Source organism: Candidatus Hydrogenedentota bacterium (assembly GCA_035450225.1).
In the GTDB taxonomy this organism is placed as follows: Bacteria; Hydrogenedentota; Hydrogenedentia; order Hydrogenedentales; family SLHB01; genus DSVR01.
In genome coordinates this window covers 21,041-40,288 of sequence record DAOTMJ010000016.1, presented here as the reverse complement: position 1 = coordinate 40,288, position 19,248 = coordinate 21,041, and the positions used below count along the sequence as shown (strand labels likewise).

Annotated in this window: 14 protein-coding genes; 8 read left to right on the top strand and 6 right to left on the bottom strand. The window is 58.1% G+C overall.

The genetic code is table 11. The features are described from left to right. Window positions 1–428: 428 nt before the first annotated feature. From P5540_10515 to P5540_10505, 3 genes are all read left to right on the top strand, one after another. Window positions 429–1,403, top strand: a complete 975-nt coding sequence (locus P5540_10515; GenBank protein ID HRT65247.1) for a prepilin-type N-terminal cleavage/methylation domain-containing protein — start codon at window positions 429–431, stop codon at window positions 1,401–1,403. 224 nt (window positions 1,404–1,627) lie between these two features. Continuing rightward, a complete protein-coding gene (locus P5540_10510) occupies window positions 1,628–1,855 on the top strand; it encodes a hypothetical protein (GenBank protein ID HRT65246.1) in 228 nt (75 codons plus the stop codon). Continuing rightward, window positions 1,848–2,972 (top strand): TIGR04133 family radical SAM/SPASM protein, encoded by a 1,125-nt coding sequence (locus P5540_10505; protein HRT65245.1) that lies wholly within the window; start codon window positions 1,848–1,850, stop codon window positions 2,970–2,972. The genes P5540_10510 and P5540_10505 overlap by 8 nt, the downstream gene beginning before the upstream one ends. 156 nt (window positions 2,973–3,128) lie before the next feature. Here P5540_10505 and P5540_10500 read toward each other — a convergent pair whose 3' ends face one another. The 5 genes from P5540_10500 to P5540_10480 all read right to left on the bottom strand — a co-directional run bounded on the left by P5540_10500 (window position 3,129) and on the right by P5540_10480 (window position 7,413). Further along, the gene (locus P5540_10500; protein ID HRT65244.1) at window positions 3,129–3,530 is read right to left on the bottom strand and encodes an RNA-binding protein; all 402 of its coding nucleotides are present in this window, start codon (window positions 3,528–3,530) and stop codon (window positions 3,129–3,131) included. 111 nt (window positions 3,531–3,641) lie between these two features. Then, on the bottom strand, window positions 3,642–3,872 hold the full coding sequence (locus tag P5540_10495; protein HRT65243.1) for a hypothetical protein: 231 nt from the start codon (window positions 3,870–3,872) through the stop codon (window positions 3,642–3,644). Between the two features lie 28 nt (window positions 3,873–3,900). Then, a complete protein-coding gene (locus P5540_10490) occupies window positions 3,901–4,716 on the bottom strand; it encodes a FadR/GntR family transcriptional regulator (GenBank protein HRT65242.1) in 816 nt (271 codons plus the stop codon). Between the two features lie 90 nt (window positions 4,717–4,806). Next, complete coding sequence (locus tag P5540_10485) at window positions 4,807–5,484, bottom strand: hypothetical protein (GenBank protein ID HRT65241.1); 678 nt, start codon at window positions 5,482–5,484, stop codon at window positions 4,807–4,809. A 261-nt stretch (window positions 5,485–5,745) separates the two neighbouring features. Further along, the gene (locus P5540_10480; protein HRT65240.1) at window positions 5,746–7,413 is read right to left on the bottom strand and encodes an AarF/ABC1/UbiB kinase family protein; all 1,668 of its coding nucleotides are present in this window, start codon (window positions 7,411–7,413) and stop codon (window positions 5,746–5,748) included. Window positions 7,414–7,620: 207 nt separating this feature from the next. Between P5540_10480 and P5540_10475 the strand changes: the two genes are divergently transcribed. The 5 genes from P5540_10475 (at window position 7,621) to P5540_10455 (ending at window position 16,939) form a co-directional block, all read left to right on the top strand. Next, complete coding sequence (locus P5540_10475) at window positions 7,621–8,751, top strand: aldose 1-epimerase family protein (protein ID HRT65239.1); 1,131 nt, start codon at window positions 7,621–7,623, stop codon at window positions 8,749–8,751. 246 nt (window positions 8,752–8,997) lie between these two features. Continuing rightward, a complete protein-coding gene (locus tag P5540_10470) occupies window positions 8,998–9,774 on the top strand; it encodes a hypothetical protein (protein HRT65238.1) in 777 nt (258 codons plus the stop codon). Between the two features lie 467 nt (window positions 9,775–10,241). Continuing rightward, window positions 10,242–13,685 (top strand): S8 family serine peptidase, encoded by a 3,444-nt coding sequence (locus tag P5540_10465; protein HRT65237.1) that lies wholly within the window; start codon window positions 10,242–10,244, stop codon window positions 13,683–13,685. A 940-nt stretch (window positions 13,686–14,625) separates the two neighbouring features. Then, complete coding sequence (locus tag P5540_10460) at window positions 14,626–16,224, top strand: hypothetical protein (protein ID HRT65236.1); 1,599 nt, start codon at window positions 14,626–14,628, stop codon at window positions 16,222–16,224. A gap of 322 nt (window positions 16,225–16,546) precedes the next feature. Next, complete coding sequence (locus P5540_10455; protein HRT65235.1) at window positions 16,547–16,939, top strand: PilZ domain-containing protein; 393 nt, start codon at window positions 16,547–16,549, stop codon at window positions 16,937–16,939. A 41-nt stretch (window positions 16,940–16,980) separates the two neighbouring features. Here the strand turns inward: P5540_10455 and P5540_10450 are convergent, their stop codons facing one another. Continuing rightward, window positions 16,981–18,990 (bottom strand): alkaline phosphatase family protein, encoded by a 2,010-nt coding sequence (locus tag P5540_10450; protein HRT65234.1) that lies wholly within the window; start codon window positions 18,988–18,990, stop codon window positions 16,981–16,983. Window positions 18,991–19,248 lie beyond the last annotated feature (258 nt).

The following is a 19,248-nucleotide window of genomic DNA, read 5'->3' as shown; positions in this document are numbered from 1 at the left end:
CAGTCCGTCATTATGGCCGACAGGCTCGACTGCCTGTCCCACGAAGGGCCATGCATTCTATCGGCAATAACGGGCAGTCATGCCTTCCGCTCTTGTAATCGGCGCCTTGCACCGTCCAAGGGACATGGCATTTGAGGGAATTGGGCGCAATAAGACGGATCCTTGAATACCCCCCCAAGGGAAATGGACGGACAAAAGGGGCTGTTTTCAAACTGAAGAACAAAACAGCCGTCCCTCCAAGGCATATTGGTCCAATCAATTTTTTCTTGACAATTACATACGGGCGTGGTATAGGCTAGTCAAGATCGTAGTGATTTCAACTGGCTTTACAACCCGGATGTTACCAACTCGAACACGGAGGTATAGGCTAGTCAAGATCGTAGTGATTTCAACTGGAGTCGTGCAAAACAGCAAAGGAGTAATACCTCATGAACAGAAAAGGATTTACACTTATCGAGTTGCTGGTGGTCATTGCCATCATCGGTATTCTGGCGGCCATTCTGCTGCCGGCCCTTGCGCGCGCGCGCGAATCGGCCCGCCGGTCGAGCTGTCAGAATAATCTGAAACAGTGGGGCATCATCTACAAGATGTACGCCAACGAGTCGGGCGCCAACAAGTTTCCGACAGTGCAGGCAGGGATCTTTCCCAGTTATCCGGACAGGGTCATAGACACCATGTATTTCGATCTGGGGCCGAATTCCTTCGCAATGTATCCGGAATATCTGACAGATCCGAAGATCACGTTCTGCCCGTCGGATTCTAACTACGGTACCCTGATGAAGAACATCATCGGCGACGACGGCAACATCTGTTTCGGCATGGCCCGATCGCCGGATAAATGTTCGAGCGCCATTGACGGCAGTTACACATACATCGGCTGGGTTTTCGACCAAGTGGGGTACAAGGAACCCGGATCCGACATGACCCTGATCGTCACGTTCATGAACAGTATCGGCCAAGGGAGTGTTTCAACAGCGCCCCCCGGCAATGGACTGGATCAATTGGTGGCCGGATTGAATGCCCTCTTCCAGCCTGAACTCGTTGCCGCCGTGCTCAACAAGGACGGCGCAAAAGTGGCCCAGTACATTGACGGCGATATCAAAGTAGCCGAAGGACTGGGCAATGGCGGCGGCACGACCATCTACCGCCTGCGTGAAGGCGTCGAACGTTTCCTTGTCACGGATATCAACAATCCGGCGGCAACGGCCCAGGCCCAAAGCGCCCTGCCCATCATGTTCGACCATATCGCTACCTCCACGAGCATGTTCAACCACATACCGGGCGGTTCCAATGTCTTGTATCTCGACGGACACGTGGCGTTTGTGCGCTATGACCAGAAAGGCAACGATATTTGCAACGAGCAAGTGGCCAATGCCTTGACGGCCCTCTCAGCGGCGTTGTAATCGCGGCGTTCAATAAGGCAGCGAGCGGTAGGCGCATTTTCAAGCAAAACGGACGGTTTGACAGGAAAAATCGAGCCGTCCGTTTTCCTTTTTTTATGTTCCGCGCGTGGTAACCTGTAATGCCTGCAAGACATGATTGTAAAATGACCAAAGGCAATCATTGACGAGTGAAACCGAAACGATTACGATGGCGGCAGGCTCGTGAAAGCGAGGAGGATCGCGTTATGAAGACGTTGATGATAATGGCCGGACGTTTCGCCTTGAAGGGGTACAGTCTTGTCCTTCTCCTTGTATTGTGGCTGATGAGCATCGGCGGGGGGGCGACGGGCGACACGCTTGAGCCGGAATACGGCGTAATTGCAATGTACGGCGCGCCATGGCCGTATTATTGCTGTACCGGTTCGTGGGACAAGGCGCATGATGCGCCCATAGACGAACGTGGGCATGAGTGATCGGCGCATCCCATGGCGGACACGTCTGGCGTTGCGCACGTTCCGGCGATACCGGCACGCACAGGCCGCTTTGCATGAATTGACCTACCTGTTTTGGGAATGCACCCTCCGGTGCAACCTGAATTGTCTTCATTGTGGAAGCGATTGTACCCGCGAGGCCGCGGCGTCCGACATGCCGCTCGGCGATTTTCTGCGGGTGCTCGACGATATCCGCGCCCGGCACAATCCCGCGAAAATAGCCGTCGTCCTTACGGGCGGCGAACCGTTGTTGCGGCCGGATCTTGAAACGGCGGGCCGTGCGTTCCGTGAACGCGGATTTCCATGGGGTATGGTGTCGAACGGCTACGGGCTGAATGAGGACCGTTTTCAACGTCTGATCGAAAGCGGACTGGGCAGCCTGACGATCAGCCTCGACGGATTGGAGCACGCGCACAACTGGCTGCGGGGGCGGCCGGATTCCTTTGCGCGCGCCGTGGAGGCCATTCGGCGGGCGGCCGCCGTGCCCGGCCTTGCGTTTGATGTGGTCACTTGCGTGAACCAGCGTAATTTCGATTCGCTTGGGGATGTGGAGGCGCTGTTGATCGGGCTGGGGGTGAAGCGGTGGCGCCTGTTCACGATTTTCCCGAAAGGTCGCGCGCGGGGTGACGCGGCCTTCGACCTGTCGCCAGGACAATTCCGTTCCCTGCTCGATTATATCGAAGCCGCGCGAAAGGCCGGACGCATTTTAGCCAGTTATGGCTGCGAGGGCTTTCTGGGATCATACGAGGGGCGGGTGCGCAACGGTCTGTTCTGGTGCCGCGCCGGCATCAATATCGGGTCCGTGCTGGCCGATGGATCCATCTCGGCGTGTCCGAGCCTCCGCGACGATTACGTTCAGGGCAATATCTACCGGGATCGTTTTCTGGACTGCTGGGAAGACCGGTTTCAGGTCATGCGCAACCGATCATGGACGCGGACCGGAACATGCGCCGAATGCGATGTGTTTCCGTGGTGCGAAGGAAACGGACTGCATCTTCGCGATGCCCAGTCGGGGCGTCTGTTGCGCTGCCACTATCACTGGCTGACGGATGCGCCGCAAAAAGTCCTTGCGCATAGTTCAGATCCGGAATCCGAATAAAAGCGGGGAAAAACACGGCCGCCTGAACCTGCGGACAAGATGGGCATGGAAAGATTCCCAAAATTACATGAACCGCCTCGTCCCACCCAAGAACCGCCCGCCCGGCCGGTTCCTGAATGGAGCGCGCACAAAGACAAGGTTGAGGGGCCGCTTGGATTAGTAACGGCGTCCGCCGCCGCGTGAACCGCCGCCGCCAAATCCGCCGCCTCCGCCATAACCACCGCCGCCGCGCGAACCCCCGCGTGAACCGCCACCGCCATAACCACCGCCGCCGCGACGGGGCCCGCCGCCGCGCGAACCGCCTGAACCACGATCCTCGCGCGGACGCGCCTCGTTAACGTTGAGCTTGCGCCCACCCAGTTCAGTGCCATTGAGACCGGATATGGCCGCCTGTGCCTCGGCCTGTTCGGGCATTTCCACGAACCCAAAACCGCGGGATTCACCCGTAAACTTATCCTTGACGACCGTGGCGGACTGAACCTGCCCATAGGCTTCGAATGCCTGTCGAAGCTCCGCATCGGTGGTTTGGTGCGCGATATTGCCCACGTAAATGTTCATTCCTGTCTGATCTCCTTTAGATTCACCCGTCTGCAACAGCCGTCATCGGCCGATCTATCCAGCCCTCGAACAACCTGTACTGACACCACGCTACCGCCGTTTCGGTTCTTTTCACGGCGTTTTCACCACTCCGGAAACGCTTTCGGAACTCGTCCGATCCGCAGCGTCCGCTACTTTTGCCTTGCCGTCTTTCGATATGCCTTCACATAACTTGACCCACGCTTCGTCCGTCAGCCCGTCGAACTTGCCGGATTCAAGTGCTTCCAGACAAAAACTCTGTTCGCGGCGGTCAAAATGCGACTGAATGTGTCCCGCCGCGCCTTGTGACATTCGTTTGCTCATGCGTTATCCTACCACGAATGCCCGTGCGCTACAACCTTTCTTTCAGGGTTTCCGGAAGGTTCGCGCGCCATGCCGCTTCCCCGGATGCGCCCAATTCAAGGATGCCGGTGGTTTTCTCTTCGAAACCAAGCGTTTTCCGAAGCGCGTCCATATAGCGAATAATGAGCAATTCGGCCATGGCGTCGTCTTGGTGTTCGAATGCGTCCAAGAGCCGTTCGAAAAGAACCTGCGTCTGGTCAAATCCCAGCAGCGGCGTGTCGTAAAGGCCGCGCAGTTTTACGTAAATCCGGCCCATTGTGTTGAAAACAAGGCGATAGACCTGGTTGTGCGCGGCTTCGGCGATGGCGCGGAACAGGTCGAGGTTCAGTTCGTCAATCCGTTCGAGATCGTCGGGGCGTTGTCGCCGTTTGTGTACCATTTCACGGATGGCGGCGAGTTCTTCCGGGGTCCTTCGGACCGCGGCAAGCCGCACGATAATCCGCACCATATGCCCCCGGAATTCGAGCACATCGCGCAGAAATCTCAAATTGACCGATCCATCCTCGTTCGCGAGCAGCACATCGAAAAGTTCGATGCCGCTGGTCAGTTGAAAATCTTCCACATAGATGCCCGATCCCTGCAGAATCCGCACCAACCCCAGCGCCTCGAGCCGTTTCAGCGCCTCGCGCACGGTCGTGCGTGTCGCACTGAACGACTCGGCCAATTCGCGTTCCGTGGGCAGGCGCGAACCGCTTGGATACGTCCCCTCAAGGATGCTGCGCGTCAGTTGTCCGGCCAGTTCGCGCGCGCGTGTCAGCGGCGCCAGGGAATTCCTTGGGCACTTGCCAAACCTCTTGGGAGACACGTCATTCTCCTTGTTGTTTCCGGCGCGGGCCGCCGCAGTTTTGAAACGATTATCGCGGTCTGGATCTTCGCTGTCAATATCCCGCCGCGATCAGGGGCGTTTGCCCCAAATGCGAATATCGTCCACATTCCCCGTGTCGTCGAAGGATCCAAAGCCGATGCCGCCCGACGGAAAAGTCTTGTCTTCCGCCGTCATGATGGGCTTGGACATGTCGTCGCGGAAAACGTGGATCAATCCGGCGCCGGTGTCGCGCACGATGCGGACCGTGTGATACGTGTCGTCCCATGCCGTTCCGTTCGTTCGATCCTTGGCGATGGAAACGCGCGGCGCGCCGTTCACGAGGAAAATCGAGTTGGCGTGATCATCCGCCTTTGTCGCCATGTGGACGTAATAAAAATGGGACGGGTCGTTTCCGCCGAGAAAAACGCAGAAATCCCGGTGGCCGTATTCCCGGCCGGTCTGCTTGATTTTCGCCTCCAGAACGAAATCCGTCAGTTTGAGGTCCTTTATCCATGCGATATTTTTGGGGGAACGCACCGGCGGCTGATAGTTGCTCTGTTGAAAAAGGCTGTAGACGTGGTTGCCGTTTTCCTCCACGATTTTCCATGCGTTCGCGTCGGTTGGCGCCCATCGCTCGCATCCTTTTTCAAAATCCTCGGTGAACACCAGCGGCAAACCGTTGAATTCCTTGGCCGGTTCCGTCTTGTCCGCGCCGAACGCCGCGAAAGCCGCCATTATGAGTCCCCATGCCATTGTCTTTCCAAACATCGTTTTTACCTCCCGTATGTTTTCTGCCATGCGGCTGTCCTGTTTTTTCGACGGTGGCGCGGTGGCCGGACCGTATCAGTACCTTAAAATCTGGCTTCTACAAAAAGCAACAAGAAAGTTTTGGATAACTTGCGCAATCAATTGAAGTTCAATAATTGGGCGAGTGCGAAAATCGCGGGGTTTTGAGAGCGATTACGATTACGAGCACGATTACATGCACGAGCGCGAGCGCGAGAAAATGGGTTATGGGCGATACCCACGTCAATAGTTTTTCGATCGGAGAATGGAAACGAGCAGGGCAATCCCAAGGATTCCCGCCCCAAGATAGCCCGCCAGTCCGAGATGGCTGACGCCGGCGCCCATGCGTATCAGCAAACTCGATCCCACGATGAGGGCGGCCGTAATGAGGCCGAACGCGATGCGGTTGCTGCCGCGATCCAGCGCGCCCGCGATGGGCTCGACCCCCTCATGGCGGATCTGTGCGCGAAAGTGTCCCTTGCGCAAAAGCCCGATCAACTCTTTCAGGTCGGCCGGCAGTTCCCGCGAAAGGCGGATCATGGCGGTGAGACCGCTTTCCGCGTCGCGCATCATGCGGGCGGGCGAATAGCGCTGCGCGACGAGCCGTTCGACGTGCGGCTGGATCACGGGCACCATGTCCATTTTGGGATCGAGGAGGTGGCCGACCGATTCGACGGTGGCCAGCGCTTTCAGCAGCAACGAGAAACGCGGCGCCAACTGAAGCCGGTTGTTGCGAAGGATGTCCACCATCCGCTTGATGCCCTCGCCGACGTTTCCACCGCTGACGACCGCCCGCGCCTCGAAGGCGAGAAAGTCGGCGATCTCGTGGTGAAGCCGTGCGCGGTTCTCGCATTCGCCGGTCATCGTCAACGGCAGCATCGCGTTGATGCAGGCGTCGGCGTCTTCCCGGAAAATGGCCAGCAGGAGTTCCGCGAACGCGATCCCGTCGGTATGTTCGACGTGCCCGGCCATGCCGTAATCGAGAAACGCGATTTGATTGTCGTGGGTCACGAAAATGTTGCCGGGATGCGGATCGGCATGGAACAGATGATGATCGAACACCTGCCGGCACAACATTTCGCAGCAAATGTTGGCGACGGCCTTGGGCGTGCAATGGCGTTCGGGGTAGGATTCAAGGGCGTCTATCCGCACCCCGTCCACCCATTCCATTGTCAGCACGCGCCGCGCCGACAAGTCCTCGTATACGCGCGGCACGAAGATCTCGTCGGTTCCCGCGAAATTGGCGCGGAATCGCTCGATGACCCGGCCTTCGATGGTGAAATCAAGTTCCCGCGTGATCGAACGCGCGAATTCGTCCACGACACCCACGGGATCCGTCCAGGCGATTTCCTCGACATGGGCCGCCACCCATTCCGCGATGCGACGCATGAGACTCAGATCGGACTCGATGACGCGCTCGATGCCCGGCCGCTGGACTTTCACAGCGACAGCCGTTCCATCCTTGAGAGCCGCCCGGTGCACCTGGCTCAGCGAGGCCGCCGCCACCGGCGTCCGCTCGAAGCGGGCAAACAGCGAGGAGGGCTGCTTGCCCAACTCGTCCACAATCACCTGCTCGATGGCGTCGAACGGCGCGGCTATCACGCGGTCCTGCAAGTCCTGCAACGATTCGCTGACGGCGTTGCCGACCAGATCGGGCCGCGTGCTGAGGATTTGCCCGAATTTCACGAACGTCGGCCCGAGTTCCATCAGCGCCGCGCACAGGCGCTTGCCCTGGGTTTCCGGTTCGCCCGAAGGTGTTTCGAGAATATGCATACCGCGCAACAGCCGCGCGGGAATCCCCTCGTGGAGTTGAGCGCGGTGGACCACGTTGGCGAAACCGTGCTTGATCAACACCTGCACGACTTCCGCCAGGCGAACCACATTGCCGACGCGCTTGCCCAATGCCAGCACGCTGAACTACCCTCCAAAACATTCTTTTCCTTGGCGCGCCTGCATGCTATCAGGTTCCCGGCCGGCGCCGCCACTTCACGGCCATTCCCACATTTGTTTCGTTCCCGCGCGATCAATTACAAGACGATCGTTTTTCCTTGACAATACGCCGTGTTCGGCGCGTATGCTATTCGCACGAGGATCTAAACGGAACCGGGAGATCGTGCGATGATAGAACTCTATGGCAAGAAATACCGGGTGGCCGATTTGCGCCGCCGTGTCGGCAACATGGATCAAATCGCGGGCATCCGCACGGTACAACTGGACGACGGCAATGAACGCCCGGCGCGCGCCGCCATCCTGCATACCGGCACGGGGCTTGAATTGACGGTCCTGCTCGACCGCTGCCTGGATATTTCCGCCGCCTCGCACAACCAACGCGCCATGGGGTGGCGATCGGCCACGGGCGACGTTGCGCCACAGTATTTCGAGGCGGAAGGGCTTCGGTGGCTCCGAAGTTATTTCGGCGGACTGGTCACCACCTGCGGCCTGACGCATGTCGGCGCGCCGCGTCCGGAAAGCGCGCTGCTCGGCAACGGCCTCCATGGCCGCATCGGCCACACCCCCGCGCGAAACATCAAAATCGTCCAGGAGTGGCAGGGCGGCGAGTTCGTCATGAGCGTCACGGGCACGATGCGCGAAACGGTGGTCTTCGGCGAAAACCTGACGCTGACCCGCACCGTTTCGACGAAACTCGGCGAACGCCGGTTCTGGATTCACGATGTCGTCGCGAACGAGGGGTTCAACGACACGAAATACATGCTGCTGTACCATTGCAACATCGGCTGGCCGGCGGTGGACGCCGGCTCCGAAATGATCGCGCCGAGCCGTTTTGTCGCGCCGCGCGACGCCGTGGCCGAAGACGGCAAGGAAAACTGGCACAAGATGGACCCGCCGACCCATCAATACAAGGAAAAGTGCTACTATCACGACATGGTTCCCGCTCCGGACGGCAGCGTCACCGTCGCCATGGCGAACGACGGGTTCGCGCGCGGGGAGGGTTTCGGCGTTTATGTGAAATACAACAAGGACGAGTTGCCCCGCTTCGTCGAGTGGAAGCAGATGGGCGAACAGGACTACGTGATTGGATTCGAGCCGTGCAACTGCGGCGTGGAAGGCCGCCAGGTGGACGAGGAACTGGGCCTGCTTCACACCCTGAAAGCCGGGGAAAGCAAGCGGGTCTCGCTTGAATTTGGCGTGATTTTGTCGGAAAAAGAACTGAAGGCGATCAAGACGCGAAGCGCCAAAATCAAACCACAAATCGTCAAAAGCTACAAGGAATTCGTGAAAAAGCCGTAGGACCGCGTTCCGGTCCCTTGGCAAACGACCGCATGATAGCCGCTACCTTGGCGGTTTACCTGCTTCCCTCGGAACGGCGAAAAGGTTCTGAAAGGCCCCGTCCGTACCATCTGTACCCCCCCCCCGTAAAGTATGTGCAATAGCCCTATTGACAAACCGCGCCGGTTGTGCCATACTGGGTTTCGGGAAAAGGGTGTTTGTCGGCGTCCGTACAGGAACAGTCAATGGACGATGGGAGGATGCGCAATGAAGAAAGTCTTTCTTGGCGTGCCGGGAGCAGGATTGGCGATACTGTGTATTGGAGCCGTTGTGGAAGGGGGATCGGAAAACACGCTATTGCCGGAAGGCATGACGTTTCCAAATCCCATGCGCAACATCATCCTCCGCGGACAGAGCGTTGAATCGGATTCCATCGGCGCCCAGCCGGAAATGGACGGCATGGACGAATCGAAGTGCGGCATTTCGACCGATTATCTTTCCATAACCAATGGGGAAGACGATGGGGAAGGCGAAGGAGAAGGATGTGGAAACGAGCAAGCCGCGCTTTATTTGAATGGCCCGCACTCGGCGCTCTTGGACGCGCACGACGGGTCGGCGCTTCTCATGGGCAGAACGGGCGTCGTGGCGGTGGGCAGTACGGAAAATTGCAATTTTACACCCGGCGTGGCGTTGTTGGCCTATCCGGAAAGCAGCACGGCCTATCCGGAACCGGCTCAAGCCGGCCTCCTGCTATCCACGTGTCCAAACACAAAAATATCATTGGCTTGGCTGGCAGCCATGAGAGAAGGTGTTACTCCGAGTGCTTCCCTCATCATGATGTACTCGAGCGCCACGGATTCTTCGAGTACCTTTATGCTGTCGGACTCGATTTCCATGTCGAATAACGATGTGGCGGGTATAAACATACGTTACGATAACTGGGTATCTGTTTATGGGGAAACAGTCAACATACAGAATCAAAACGCCGGTGTTTTGATCGAACCAAACGGAAGCATAACGATCCGGCTTGGTTCGTCGGAATAGAAATCGAAAGATGGAAAGGCTGTTTCCAAGAGCGTGTACGGAAAGTCCCTTGGGCGCGAAATGCGGGGCAGACTGTCCAGTCTGTCATTCCTGGAACGCAATACGTACAAAGCCAGACAGACTGGACAGTCTGTCCTACGCGCTTTCCGTACGGGTTTTTGGATAATATCATAGTATTAGTCTAGTTGTGTTTAATAGCATTATATTGTGACGTATGACTGAGGGGAGGACCCGGCCTGATGTCGAGGTTGTCTGTTTCGTTGGGGGTGATTTGTCTAATGGGCATTATTCCGAACGCATGGGCGGCCAAGCCCGGTGGCGATGAGATTCCGGAGGTATACTACAGCAAGGGTGGCATCCCTGTTCGCATCCGGATGTCCACGGAGAAAGTCGGCGTTCGATTCAAGAAAAATGTTGCGAAATCCAACCTGAATGGTATAATTAGAAGGCAGTCGGAAGCCGAAGAAATGGATTCGGTTCAGTTGGAGGCGCTTGATCGGCATCGTAACCGTGCGGCAGTGATCCGTGTCAAACCCGGCAAGGCCAAGCGCGAGGTGCGCAACATGCTCCACAATCTGCGCAAAATGCCCGAGGTGGAGGATGCCCGGCCGGTGTATGAAGTCGCGCCGGACGCCGAGGAACTCGAAACCGAATACCTGTATGCCAGTTTTCCGGTTGCGACGCCCGAATCCGAAGTCCAGACGCTCGCCGCCGAATACGATATCGAAATTCTCGAAAAGATCGACTATTCCGCGATAGGCAAAACCGGATACCGTTTCCGGGTTCCTTCCCGCAATCCGGCCAGCACCGTCGCCATCGCGAATCGGCTGCAAGAGAGCGGCAAGCCCATCGAGGCGGCGCCCTCTTTTTCGCATTTGTATGAAACATGGGCGTCGGTCGAGGACGACGGCCATCCAAACGATCCGCTGTACGGTTCCACGCCCCATAATCTTTCCCCGCACCGCCAGTACACCCTTTTCAACAACGGCTACTCCGTTCAGTGTAACGACGACCCGTGCGAGGACGATTGCCAGAATCACGAGTGCGAGCCTGGAACGCCCGGCTATTGCGGAACTTTCGACAAGGGCCATATCAACGCGCCGGGCGCATGGAAAATCCTCTATGAATCCAACCCGGAATACGGATTCAATCTGAAACCGCCTTTCGACACGCACCCGGACGTGGTCGTCGCGGGCATAGACAACGGCGTCATGCTCGATTACATCACTTCGCCCAAAGCGGGAATCTCCGATTCGGAATGTCCCCATTGCACGGCGGAAGACAAGGATGAAAACAGATACCGGGGCCATCCGGACTTCTATGCATCGGATATCGTGGGCGAAGGGGAAGGCGAGGGCGAGGAAATCCACGGCATCAGGCCGGACGACTATGCGAAGAGCAACCAATGGATCAACTGGCAGGAAGTGAACAACGTCATCGAACACGGCCCCGGAAACTACGACGGCAACAGCAGGGCAAACGACTTTTTCGGCTGGGACTTCGCAGGCAACGCGGACACGACCGGATATCCCGCATGGGATGGGGGCGACCCTTGGCCCTATCCCGTGGACGATCCCCTGTTGTGGGGGATTGCGCACGGCAACGAAGGCATCAGCGAGGTGGCCGCGCGCGGCAACAATGGCTACGGAATGGCCGGTATTTGCTGGCACGCGAAGGTCATGCCCATTCGTTATACCAGCTTTTATATGTCCGTCGGGCTTGGCGGCGACACGCTATACGATAAAAACATGGCCGATGCCGTGAAGTATGCCGCCGATTCCGGTGCGCACGTGATCGCTTTGTTGGCCCTTACACGGTCTTATTATCCCGAGAGTTACGATGCGATATGTTACGCGCGCAAAAAAGGATGCGTTGTGGTCGTTCCGGCCAGCAATATCAATCAGGACATCGGCGATCCGGCCAATCCGAATGTCGTTTATCCCGCCGTTCTGCCCGAAGTCATTACGGTCGGCGCCGTGAACTATGCCGGCCAGCGCTGCAACAACATCGATTTTGGCGGGGTTCGTGGAAGCAACTACGGGTGGATGCTCGACGTCATGGCGCCTTCCGGCAGCAAGAAGATTCCCGGCCATGCGTGCTGCATGAAAAACGATTATGTTACGCCGAACTCAGATAATCTCTGCCCCAAAATGTCGACGGGGCCGTGGGCGCTCTTTTTTCCCAATGCGGGGGCAAACGAGACCGGCGCTCCCGAGATGTACTTCACCTATCAGGGCACGTCGGCGGCCTATCCGCATGCGGCGGGCTTGGCGGCCCTGCTCCTGACCGTAAACATCAACCTCTCGCAATCGGAAGTGCAGGCCATCATGCAGTGGACCGCGAAAGACCTGTGCTATGAAGACGACTATGGCTACAAGCCGTACTGCCAAGACAAGGAGCACTACAACGAACTCCAACTCCTCCATCCCGCCACCGGTTGCACGGTTGACGGCAAACGGGACAAGGAGACGGGATGGGGAATTCTTGACTGCGAAGCCGCGGTGAAGAAAGCCATGAAAACGCGGTTCGCGGTCACGGCGCCGCCGTTCAGCCGGCACAACCACGCGACGGATGCGACGGAGAATATCGAGTTCTACAAGGACGCCTTCTCGATCGACGAGGATGGCGATTTCGCCATCGAAGGCATGGTCAAACCGTCGGCCAGCGAACTGGATCTCACCGTGGCCGAGGACACCCCGCAGTTCGTGCTGCGAAATGCCGAAGGCGATGTGGTCGTGCGTTTCGATCCGGAATGGACATGGAGTTCGAGCCGGACGGAAGACCAATGGCCGACGCTCTACCTCGCCGGGGATTTCATCCATCACGATTGGATTGTCGCGAGTGAAGGGGAAGGCGAGGGCGAAGGAGATCCGCCCGTTCTCGAACCGCCCAATGGTTCGCTGATTGTCAAGGATCACGAAGGAACGGTGGTGGGGTATTTCAGCGCGGTGGACGACGTGGTGAACGATATTCCCGCCGGCAGCCTCGTCGTGCGCGGGCGGGCGTTCCAGGGCGGCGATCCCGACCCGCAGATGTTCAAGACCGAACTGCTCGTCTGGGACAACTTCGAAGACCAGGAGTTGACCGTGCCAACGGTGTATTCAGAAGACTACTATGCAAGTCTGCCGCCGTGGGACCCGGTCAGCGGCATGAACGACTGGATTATCGCCGACGACTCGCCCAATCCGGAACATCTCGTCTTAAAGAGTAACGGCGCGTGGAGCCAGAACCATTCCAAGGATGTCATTCGGATACTGCTGCCGCCCGCGACTGAGGCAAATCCGAATCCGGGCGACCTGGACCTGACGCTGGATTTTGAGTATACAGGGTCCGCTTACTCGACGCGCGGATACTCGCGGTTCGTATTTCGCCGAAATCCTGAAGACATGGTCTACGTCGAATTGCGCGATCCGGAGAACACCGGAACTATTACGCATATCGATTTGCAGAAGGATGAGCAGACCCTGCTGTATGATGGATCAACCCCGCTTGAGGACATACCCCTCAGCCACATCTTCTATCACGCGCCCGATGGCACGAACATGGACGGCCGGGATTCGAATCATCCAGAGACCCGACTCGGGCCGCTTGTGCCTGGAACCTGGTACGAAATGCATATCCAAGCGCAAGGAGAGGTGGTCCGGGTGTGGATGCGCGAGCGGGACTCGTCCGACAAAGCCCGTCGTGCCTGGGCCGAGGTCATTCCCTTCCATGACATTTTTGATCCACAGGATCCGCTCTATCCGCACAAGGCGGCTTATGCGAATTGTCACTTTCCCGGCGCCGTTACGGAAGATCCTGCCATCCACGTAGGGATGATCGTAGCGCACACTCCTACGGACCTGCGCGAATGGAGCTTCGACGACATATCTATCGTGAAGTCCACCGTTTCGCAGCCTCCATGCGAATGAGGAAATAGCCATGTTCAAGTCCAACATGATTCGCCGCGCTTTCCCGCACGTTTTGATATTTCTTGTGGTTCTGCTTGCGGAGCCAGGCGCCGCGGGTGAAGCCGGGAAAGACTGGACCATGGTTCTTGATCGTGCTTCAGATGTTCGCCCCAGGCTATACCAATTCAATACCGTTTCGTTGTCAGACCGTTTCCTTGTGTTCGCCAGAAACCAGCGATACACAACATGCGATGGCACCAACTGGACGGCCGAAACGAGTAGTGTACCATGGCCTAATAGTTATGGCGTACAGTACATGGCGGTTCTTGGAGATCGTATTTGGGCCTTGTTTGGGAAAGAGATCTACTCGAACGACCAAACGCACTACATAGAACAGTTATGGTCGTCTGATGACGGGACTGACTGGTTAAAGATTCTCGATGGCACACCTTGGGCGCCTTCGTTGATCTGCACGTTCTTTTCCTTTCAGGGAAGACTATGGGTGATCAGCCTGGACTTTGATTTTGTTGCGTGTACTGGACATAACGTAATCTGGAGTTCCGCGGATGGCGTAGAATGGAGGCGAGACTTGGACCTCGCACCTTGGAGTGGGCGAGACCGCTTCGCTGTCGTCGAATGGGACGGGACACTGTATTTGTCTGGTGGGCATGATTTTTGTGGCGGAACAGCAGGAACTCGCTATGGCGATGTTTGGTGTTCATCAGATGGCCTGCAATGGTCTCTGCTTGTCGAGCACGCCGCATGGGAGGGACGCAGTGAGCATGCTTGCGCCGTATTTGGTGGGAACCTGTGGATCCTTGGCGGATGCACCTTGTCAGGGCGCGTGAACGATGTCTGGTCATCGTCCGATGGCGTCAATTGGGATCTGGCGGTCGAACACGGGCCTTGGGCACCAACGTCGAGCTTTGCCGCGCCGGTACTCGACGGGAAGCTCTGGGCAATGCAAGGCACCGATCAACGCGTTGATGCCTGGTTTACGACGGACGGCGTGGATTGGAAGCGGCCATTTCGTCCTGGTTTCGACGCGACGGAGTTGCAGGCCGGGGTGGTGTTCGACAATCGGATGTGGATACGTGCGCAAACGGCGTCGGATCACGCATGGCACACGGTGACCTCGACGGACGGCGCGAACTGGACGCCGACCGGCAGCGACGGCCATTTCCCCGAATTCGTGCTGCAAGACAGACTATGGGCCGTCGGCGACAAGACGTATAGTTCGGCGGACGGCCTGACTTGGACGCTCGAGGGCGGGCCGCTCCCGATCAAACCATGGGAAAAACAGGAGCACGCCTTTTTCACGCTGAACGACAGGGCGTACTATTCTGGCCTTACCGGAAGCTGGGCGGATGCGGAAGTCGGGCTTGCTCACTATTATGGGGACGAGCTGCAATTGACCGATGATGGCACATGGTCCAGTACGGGCCGGGGATCCAACTGGACCGCGGCTTATGCGACGTTCGCCGGGAAAATCTGGTCGCTTGGGGGATGCAGCGAGTACGCGTGGTGCGTTTACAATGATGTGTGGAACCGGAATCCCGATGGCAAGTGGACGAAAGTGGCGGCGTCATCACCGTGGAGAGCGAGATGGTTCCATTCGGCGATAGCGGCGGGAGGCAAGCTGTGGATACTCGGCGGGGTGACAACTGAGTACGTGGACGGCGAGACGAAGTACACGGAGTTGAACGACGTGTGGTACACGGAAGACGGGATTGAATGGACGCAGGCGACGGATGCCGCGCCGTGGTCGCCGCGCGTCCGGCCGACGGTGCTCGTGTACGACAACAAACTGTGGGTCATCGGCGGCGCGCCCAACGGCTGGGATGGCCCCCTTTCCATTACCTCCGGCACTGGGGATGTATGGTACACGGAACTCGGCGAACCGGGCGGTGTGCTTGCGGCAACGCCATACGCCGGTGCGACGATCGAGAAAACCGCGGGCAAGTCTTCGGAGGTGTTTGAGGCGGTGTACACGCTCGAAAACACCGGGACGGCGCACTTGGAACTGACCGTGACGCACACGGCGGACTGGTCGGCGTTGCGATTCGACGACGGCCGCTGGGCAAAGCGCCGACTGCAGGGCGGCCTATTGAAACAGCAGCAGATGGCGCTGTCCATCTACCTGACCGACGCCGCCAACGCGCTCGGACCGGGCGTCTATACCGACACTGTCGAAATCGCCGACACGACCGCCAGCAAAACTACAACCCGCCTGATCACGCTCAATGTTATTGCCGGCGAAGGCGAGGGTGAGGGTGAGGGCGAAGGCGAGGGCGAGGGTGAAGGCGAGGGCGAGGGTGAAGGCGAGGGCGAAGGTGAAGGCGAAGGTGAAGGCGAGGGCGAAGGCGAAGGCGAAGGCGAAGGCGAAGGTGAAGGGGAAGGTGAAGGCGAGGGCGAGGGCGAAGGCGAAGGCGAAGGCGAAGGCGAAGGTGAAGGCGAAGGTGAAGGAGAAGGTGAAGGCGAAGGTGAAGGCGAAGGTGAAGGGGAAGGGGAAGGGGAAGGCGAAACACCCCCGCCCGGTTGTTTTGGAAGGCTGATCTGATGGCCTTGCCGTCCGGAACCATTTGAATCACGAAGGAACGACATCGCAAAGCGTCTTGTGATCGCGGGAAAAGCAATGCTTGAAACCATCGTTGTCCAAACAATTTCTTGCGCCAAGGCAGCGTGTTTGTAGTGCGGGTTTCAGCCCGTTGGCCAGTCCGGCCTGCGACGCCCTGAAGGGATCGCCTACACGCCGCAATTCCGCAAGGAGTCGGATTTTTCCGGATTTTGGGATTTTCTCTCGTCTTTACGTTGAATTCTTTTTGTGCTACTATGAACAGGTATGTGGCCTGGCCGACAACGTTCGATGGAGAGACGGTCCGATGACCGGCAAGTATGACGAAAACCGGCGCGAATCCGATCGCATGAAGGTTCGTTTCAAGGTTTCCGTGTCCATTGATGAACCGGCGCACGGGCGCACATTGATTGCCCCCGCCATCGTTCACGACATTTCGCGTGGCGGCCTGCTCATTGAGACGCGGCAGACTCTCTCTCCGGGCCAGCGCGTTTCCGTGTCCATTCCTACGGAGATTTGCCCCGATCGTTTGTCGCTTCCGCGGGCCTTGAGCGGGCATGCGGACGTGGTGCATGCGCGGCATGGCGCCGGGCATCGTTCGCACGCGGGATTGCGCTTTGGCGAGTCGTTGCGGCATTTGCCCGAATTCGCGGCTTTTCTCGATTATCTGAGCATGTCGCCCGAGCCGCTTCTTGCCTGAGTTCCGCGTTTTGTCGCCCACAGCGGAACGGAAGCATAGGCTTATTTGATCAGCGGTTTCCCTTCGAAATCGTCCGGCGGTTTCACGTTGAGAAACGCAAGCGCGGTCACGCCGAGATCGATGATGGCGGCATTGGGTTCCATGGGACGGTTGGCGAAAAGGATGCCGGGCGTGTCCGCCACATCCGACGCGGCATGCTCGCCGCTCCACTTGTCGTCGTTGGGCGAGAACAGGTCTTTCGGCGCGGCTCCCGCCGCCGACGCCTTGTCTGTCTGGTAGCCGTCCGCATAGCCGACTTGCAGATCCGGCGCGTCGGCCTCCGCGGCCCCTTTGTACACATCGGCCTTTATGTACACCGCGCGAAACACGCTGTCGCCCGTTTCGTGATCCTTGACGTCCAGAAGTTTTTGGCGGATTTCGGCGAGCAGCGCCGCGGATTCCTCTGGAGCGACAATGCCCTGTCCCTCGCGTCCCTTGAGATTGAGGAAAATGCTGCCGAGGCCCAGCCCGTAGGACTTGCTGCGCGACCAGTCGAAGGCTTCGAGATATTTGGCGTTCGTGAAGGCCGTCGCCGCGTCCGACTGATCCTTGACGGCGAGATACCCGTTGCGGATTAGCCAGGTATTGATGCTGAATCCTTTGCGGAAACTATGGAATCCGTGGTCGGACATGACCATCAGCAAATCGTCCGGGCCGAGTTTCGCCGAGACCTTTCCCACGATGTCGTCCATCTTGGCATAGGTTTCCTCGACGGCCCCGCCGTATTTTTTCGCGCCTTCCTCGTTGTAAAGCGGATGTTTCGGATCGCGGTAGCGCCAGAACATGTGCGCGACGCGGTCGGTGGCGGTCCATGCGGAAACCATCAGCCGGAACGGGCTGATCGTTATCTCATCCAGGGTGAGCGTTTCCTGCCATGCCATGGTCTGCCGCGCGTCTTCCAGGAACACGTCTTCCGTCATATCGTCCTGTTGCAGGCTTTTTGTGTCGAAGCGCCATCCGACCGTCTTGTACAGGCCGTAACGGTCCGCCAGTTGCCCGGCATAATCATCGGGATTGCTGATGGGCGCCAGCGGCGCGCGCGGGTGCATTTGAAGGCAGGTCATGTAGAGGCGCACATGTTCGCCGGCTTCGAGCACGTGCAGTCGGCTGATCGCGCGCACGCTGAATTGCGGGGACAACTCGAACGTCCATTCCAGCCATTCGGACCATGTATTCTCGGCTAGTTTCGCCGTCGTTCCGGCCAGATCGAACGCAACCGCCCGGCTTTCGCGGTCGTGCATGAGTTTGAGCGGGACTTCGACGAATTGCCGGGTCGCGGGATTGCGAATACCGGGGACCATGACCGTTGCCGCGCCACCCTCGAACTTGATAGGGAGCCGCACGCCGCCGGGAACACTCTCCACGTGCTCGAAACGATCCGACATGGCGAAATAGGTGCTTTGCGTGCCGCGAATGTCCGGAACATCGAGACCGCAAAGCATCGTTCCGCCGGCAATGCGTTCAACGGGATAGGCAAACGGCACGACCAGCAATTTGGTCGCAAGCCCCGCCGCGCCGGCCACCGCCCAGAACGTCTCGCCTTTGCGGTAATTGGTGAATGCGGCCGGCGACGCCAGCGATCCGTCCGGCGCGAGTTCCGGCTGTTTCATGGCGCCAAATCCCAGACCCGGCAGATAATTGTTGGGATTGCGCCGCAGAAAATCGTAGACACCGTGATTCCCGGGATTTTTACACGTGGCAAACGACGACCACGCCGTCGGCGATTGGGGGGGATTGCTGGACGCCAGCCGCTGGTAGGAGCCGCCGTTGTCGAGCAATTTCGCCAGATTCGGCAGTTTCCCCGCCGACAACATCGCATCCACGATGGACGGCTCGACGCCATCGAATCCGAGAATCACGACCCGGCCGCCATTGGACGCCGACACCTGTTCCGCGCCTTGTGCCAAGACGGGAAGAAAGGGGCCATTGGACCCTTTGAAAAACAGGCTGGCGCTTACCGCAACCGCGATGGCCAACCAAGCCAACATCACAAGGCTGATACGTCGTGCCATTTTTTCACTTTCTTTCCTTCGGCGCTTGACCACGGTCCCTATTGTATCGCCAAAAGGATTTCGTATCAATTTTATGGCGATCCTCGGCACAATGCTTGCATAAAATGAAGAATAATGCGTAAAAAAGGTATTTGAGGCATAAAACAAAGATTCTTTGCCCCATTGATTAAAGTTCAGGCTTCGGAAACCGATAAACGGAGCGATGAATAATTGAGACAGGTTAGGCCGATTGCGGCATGCCGGCTGTGGAGAATGGAC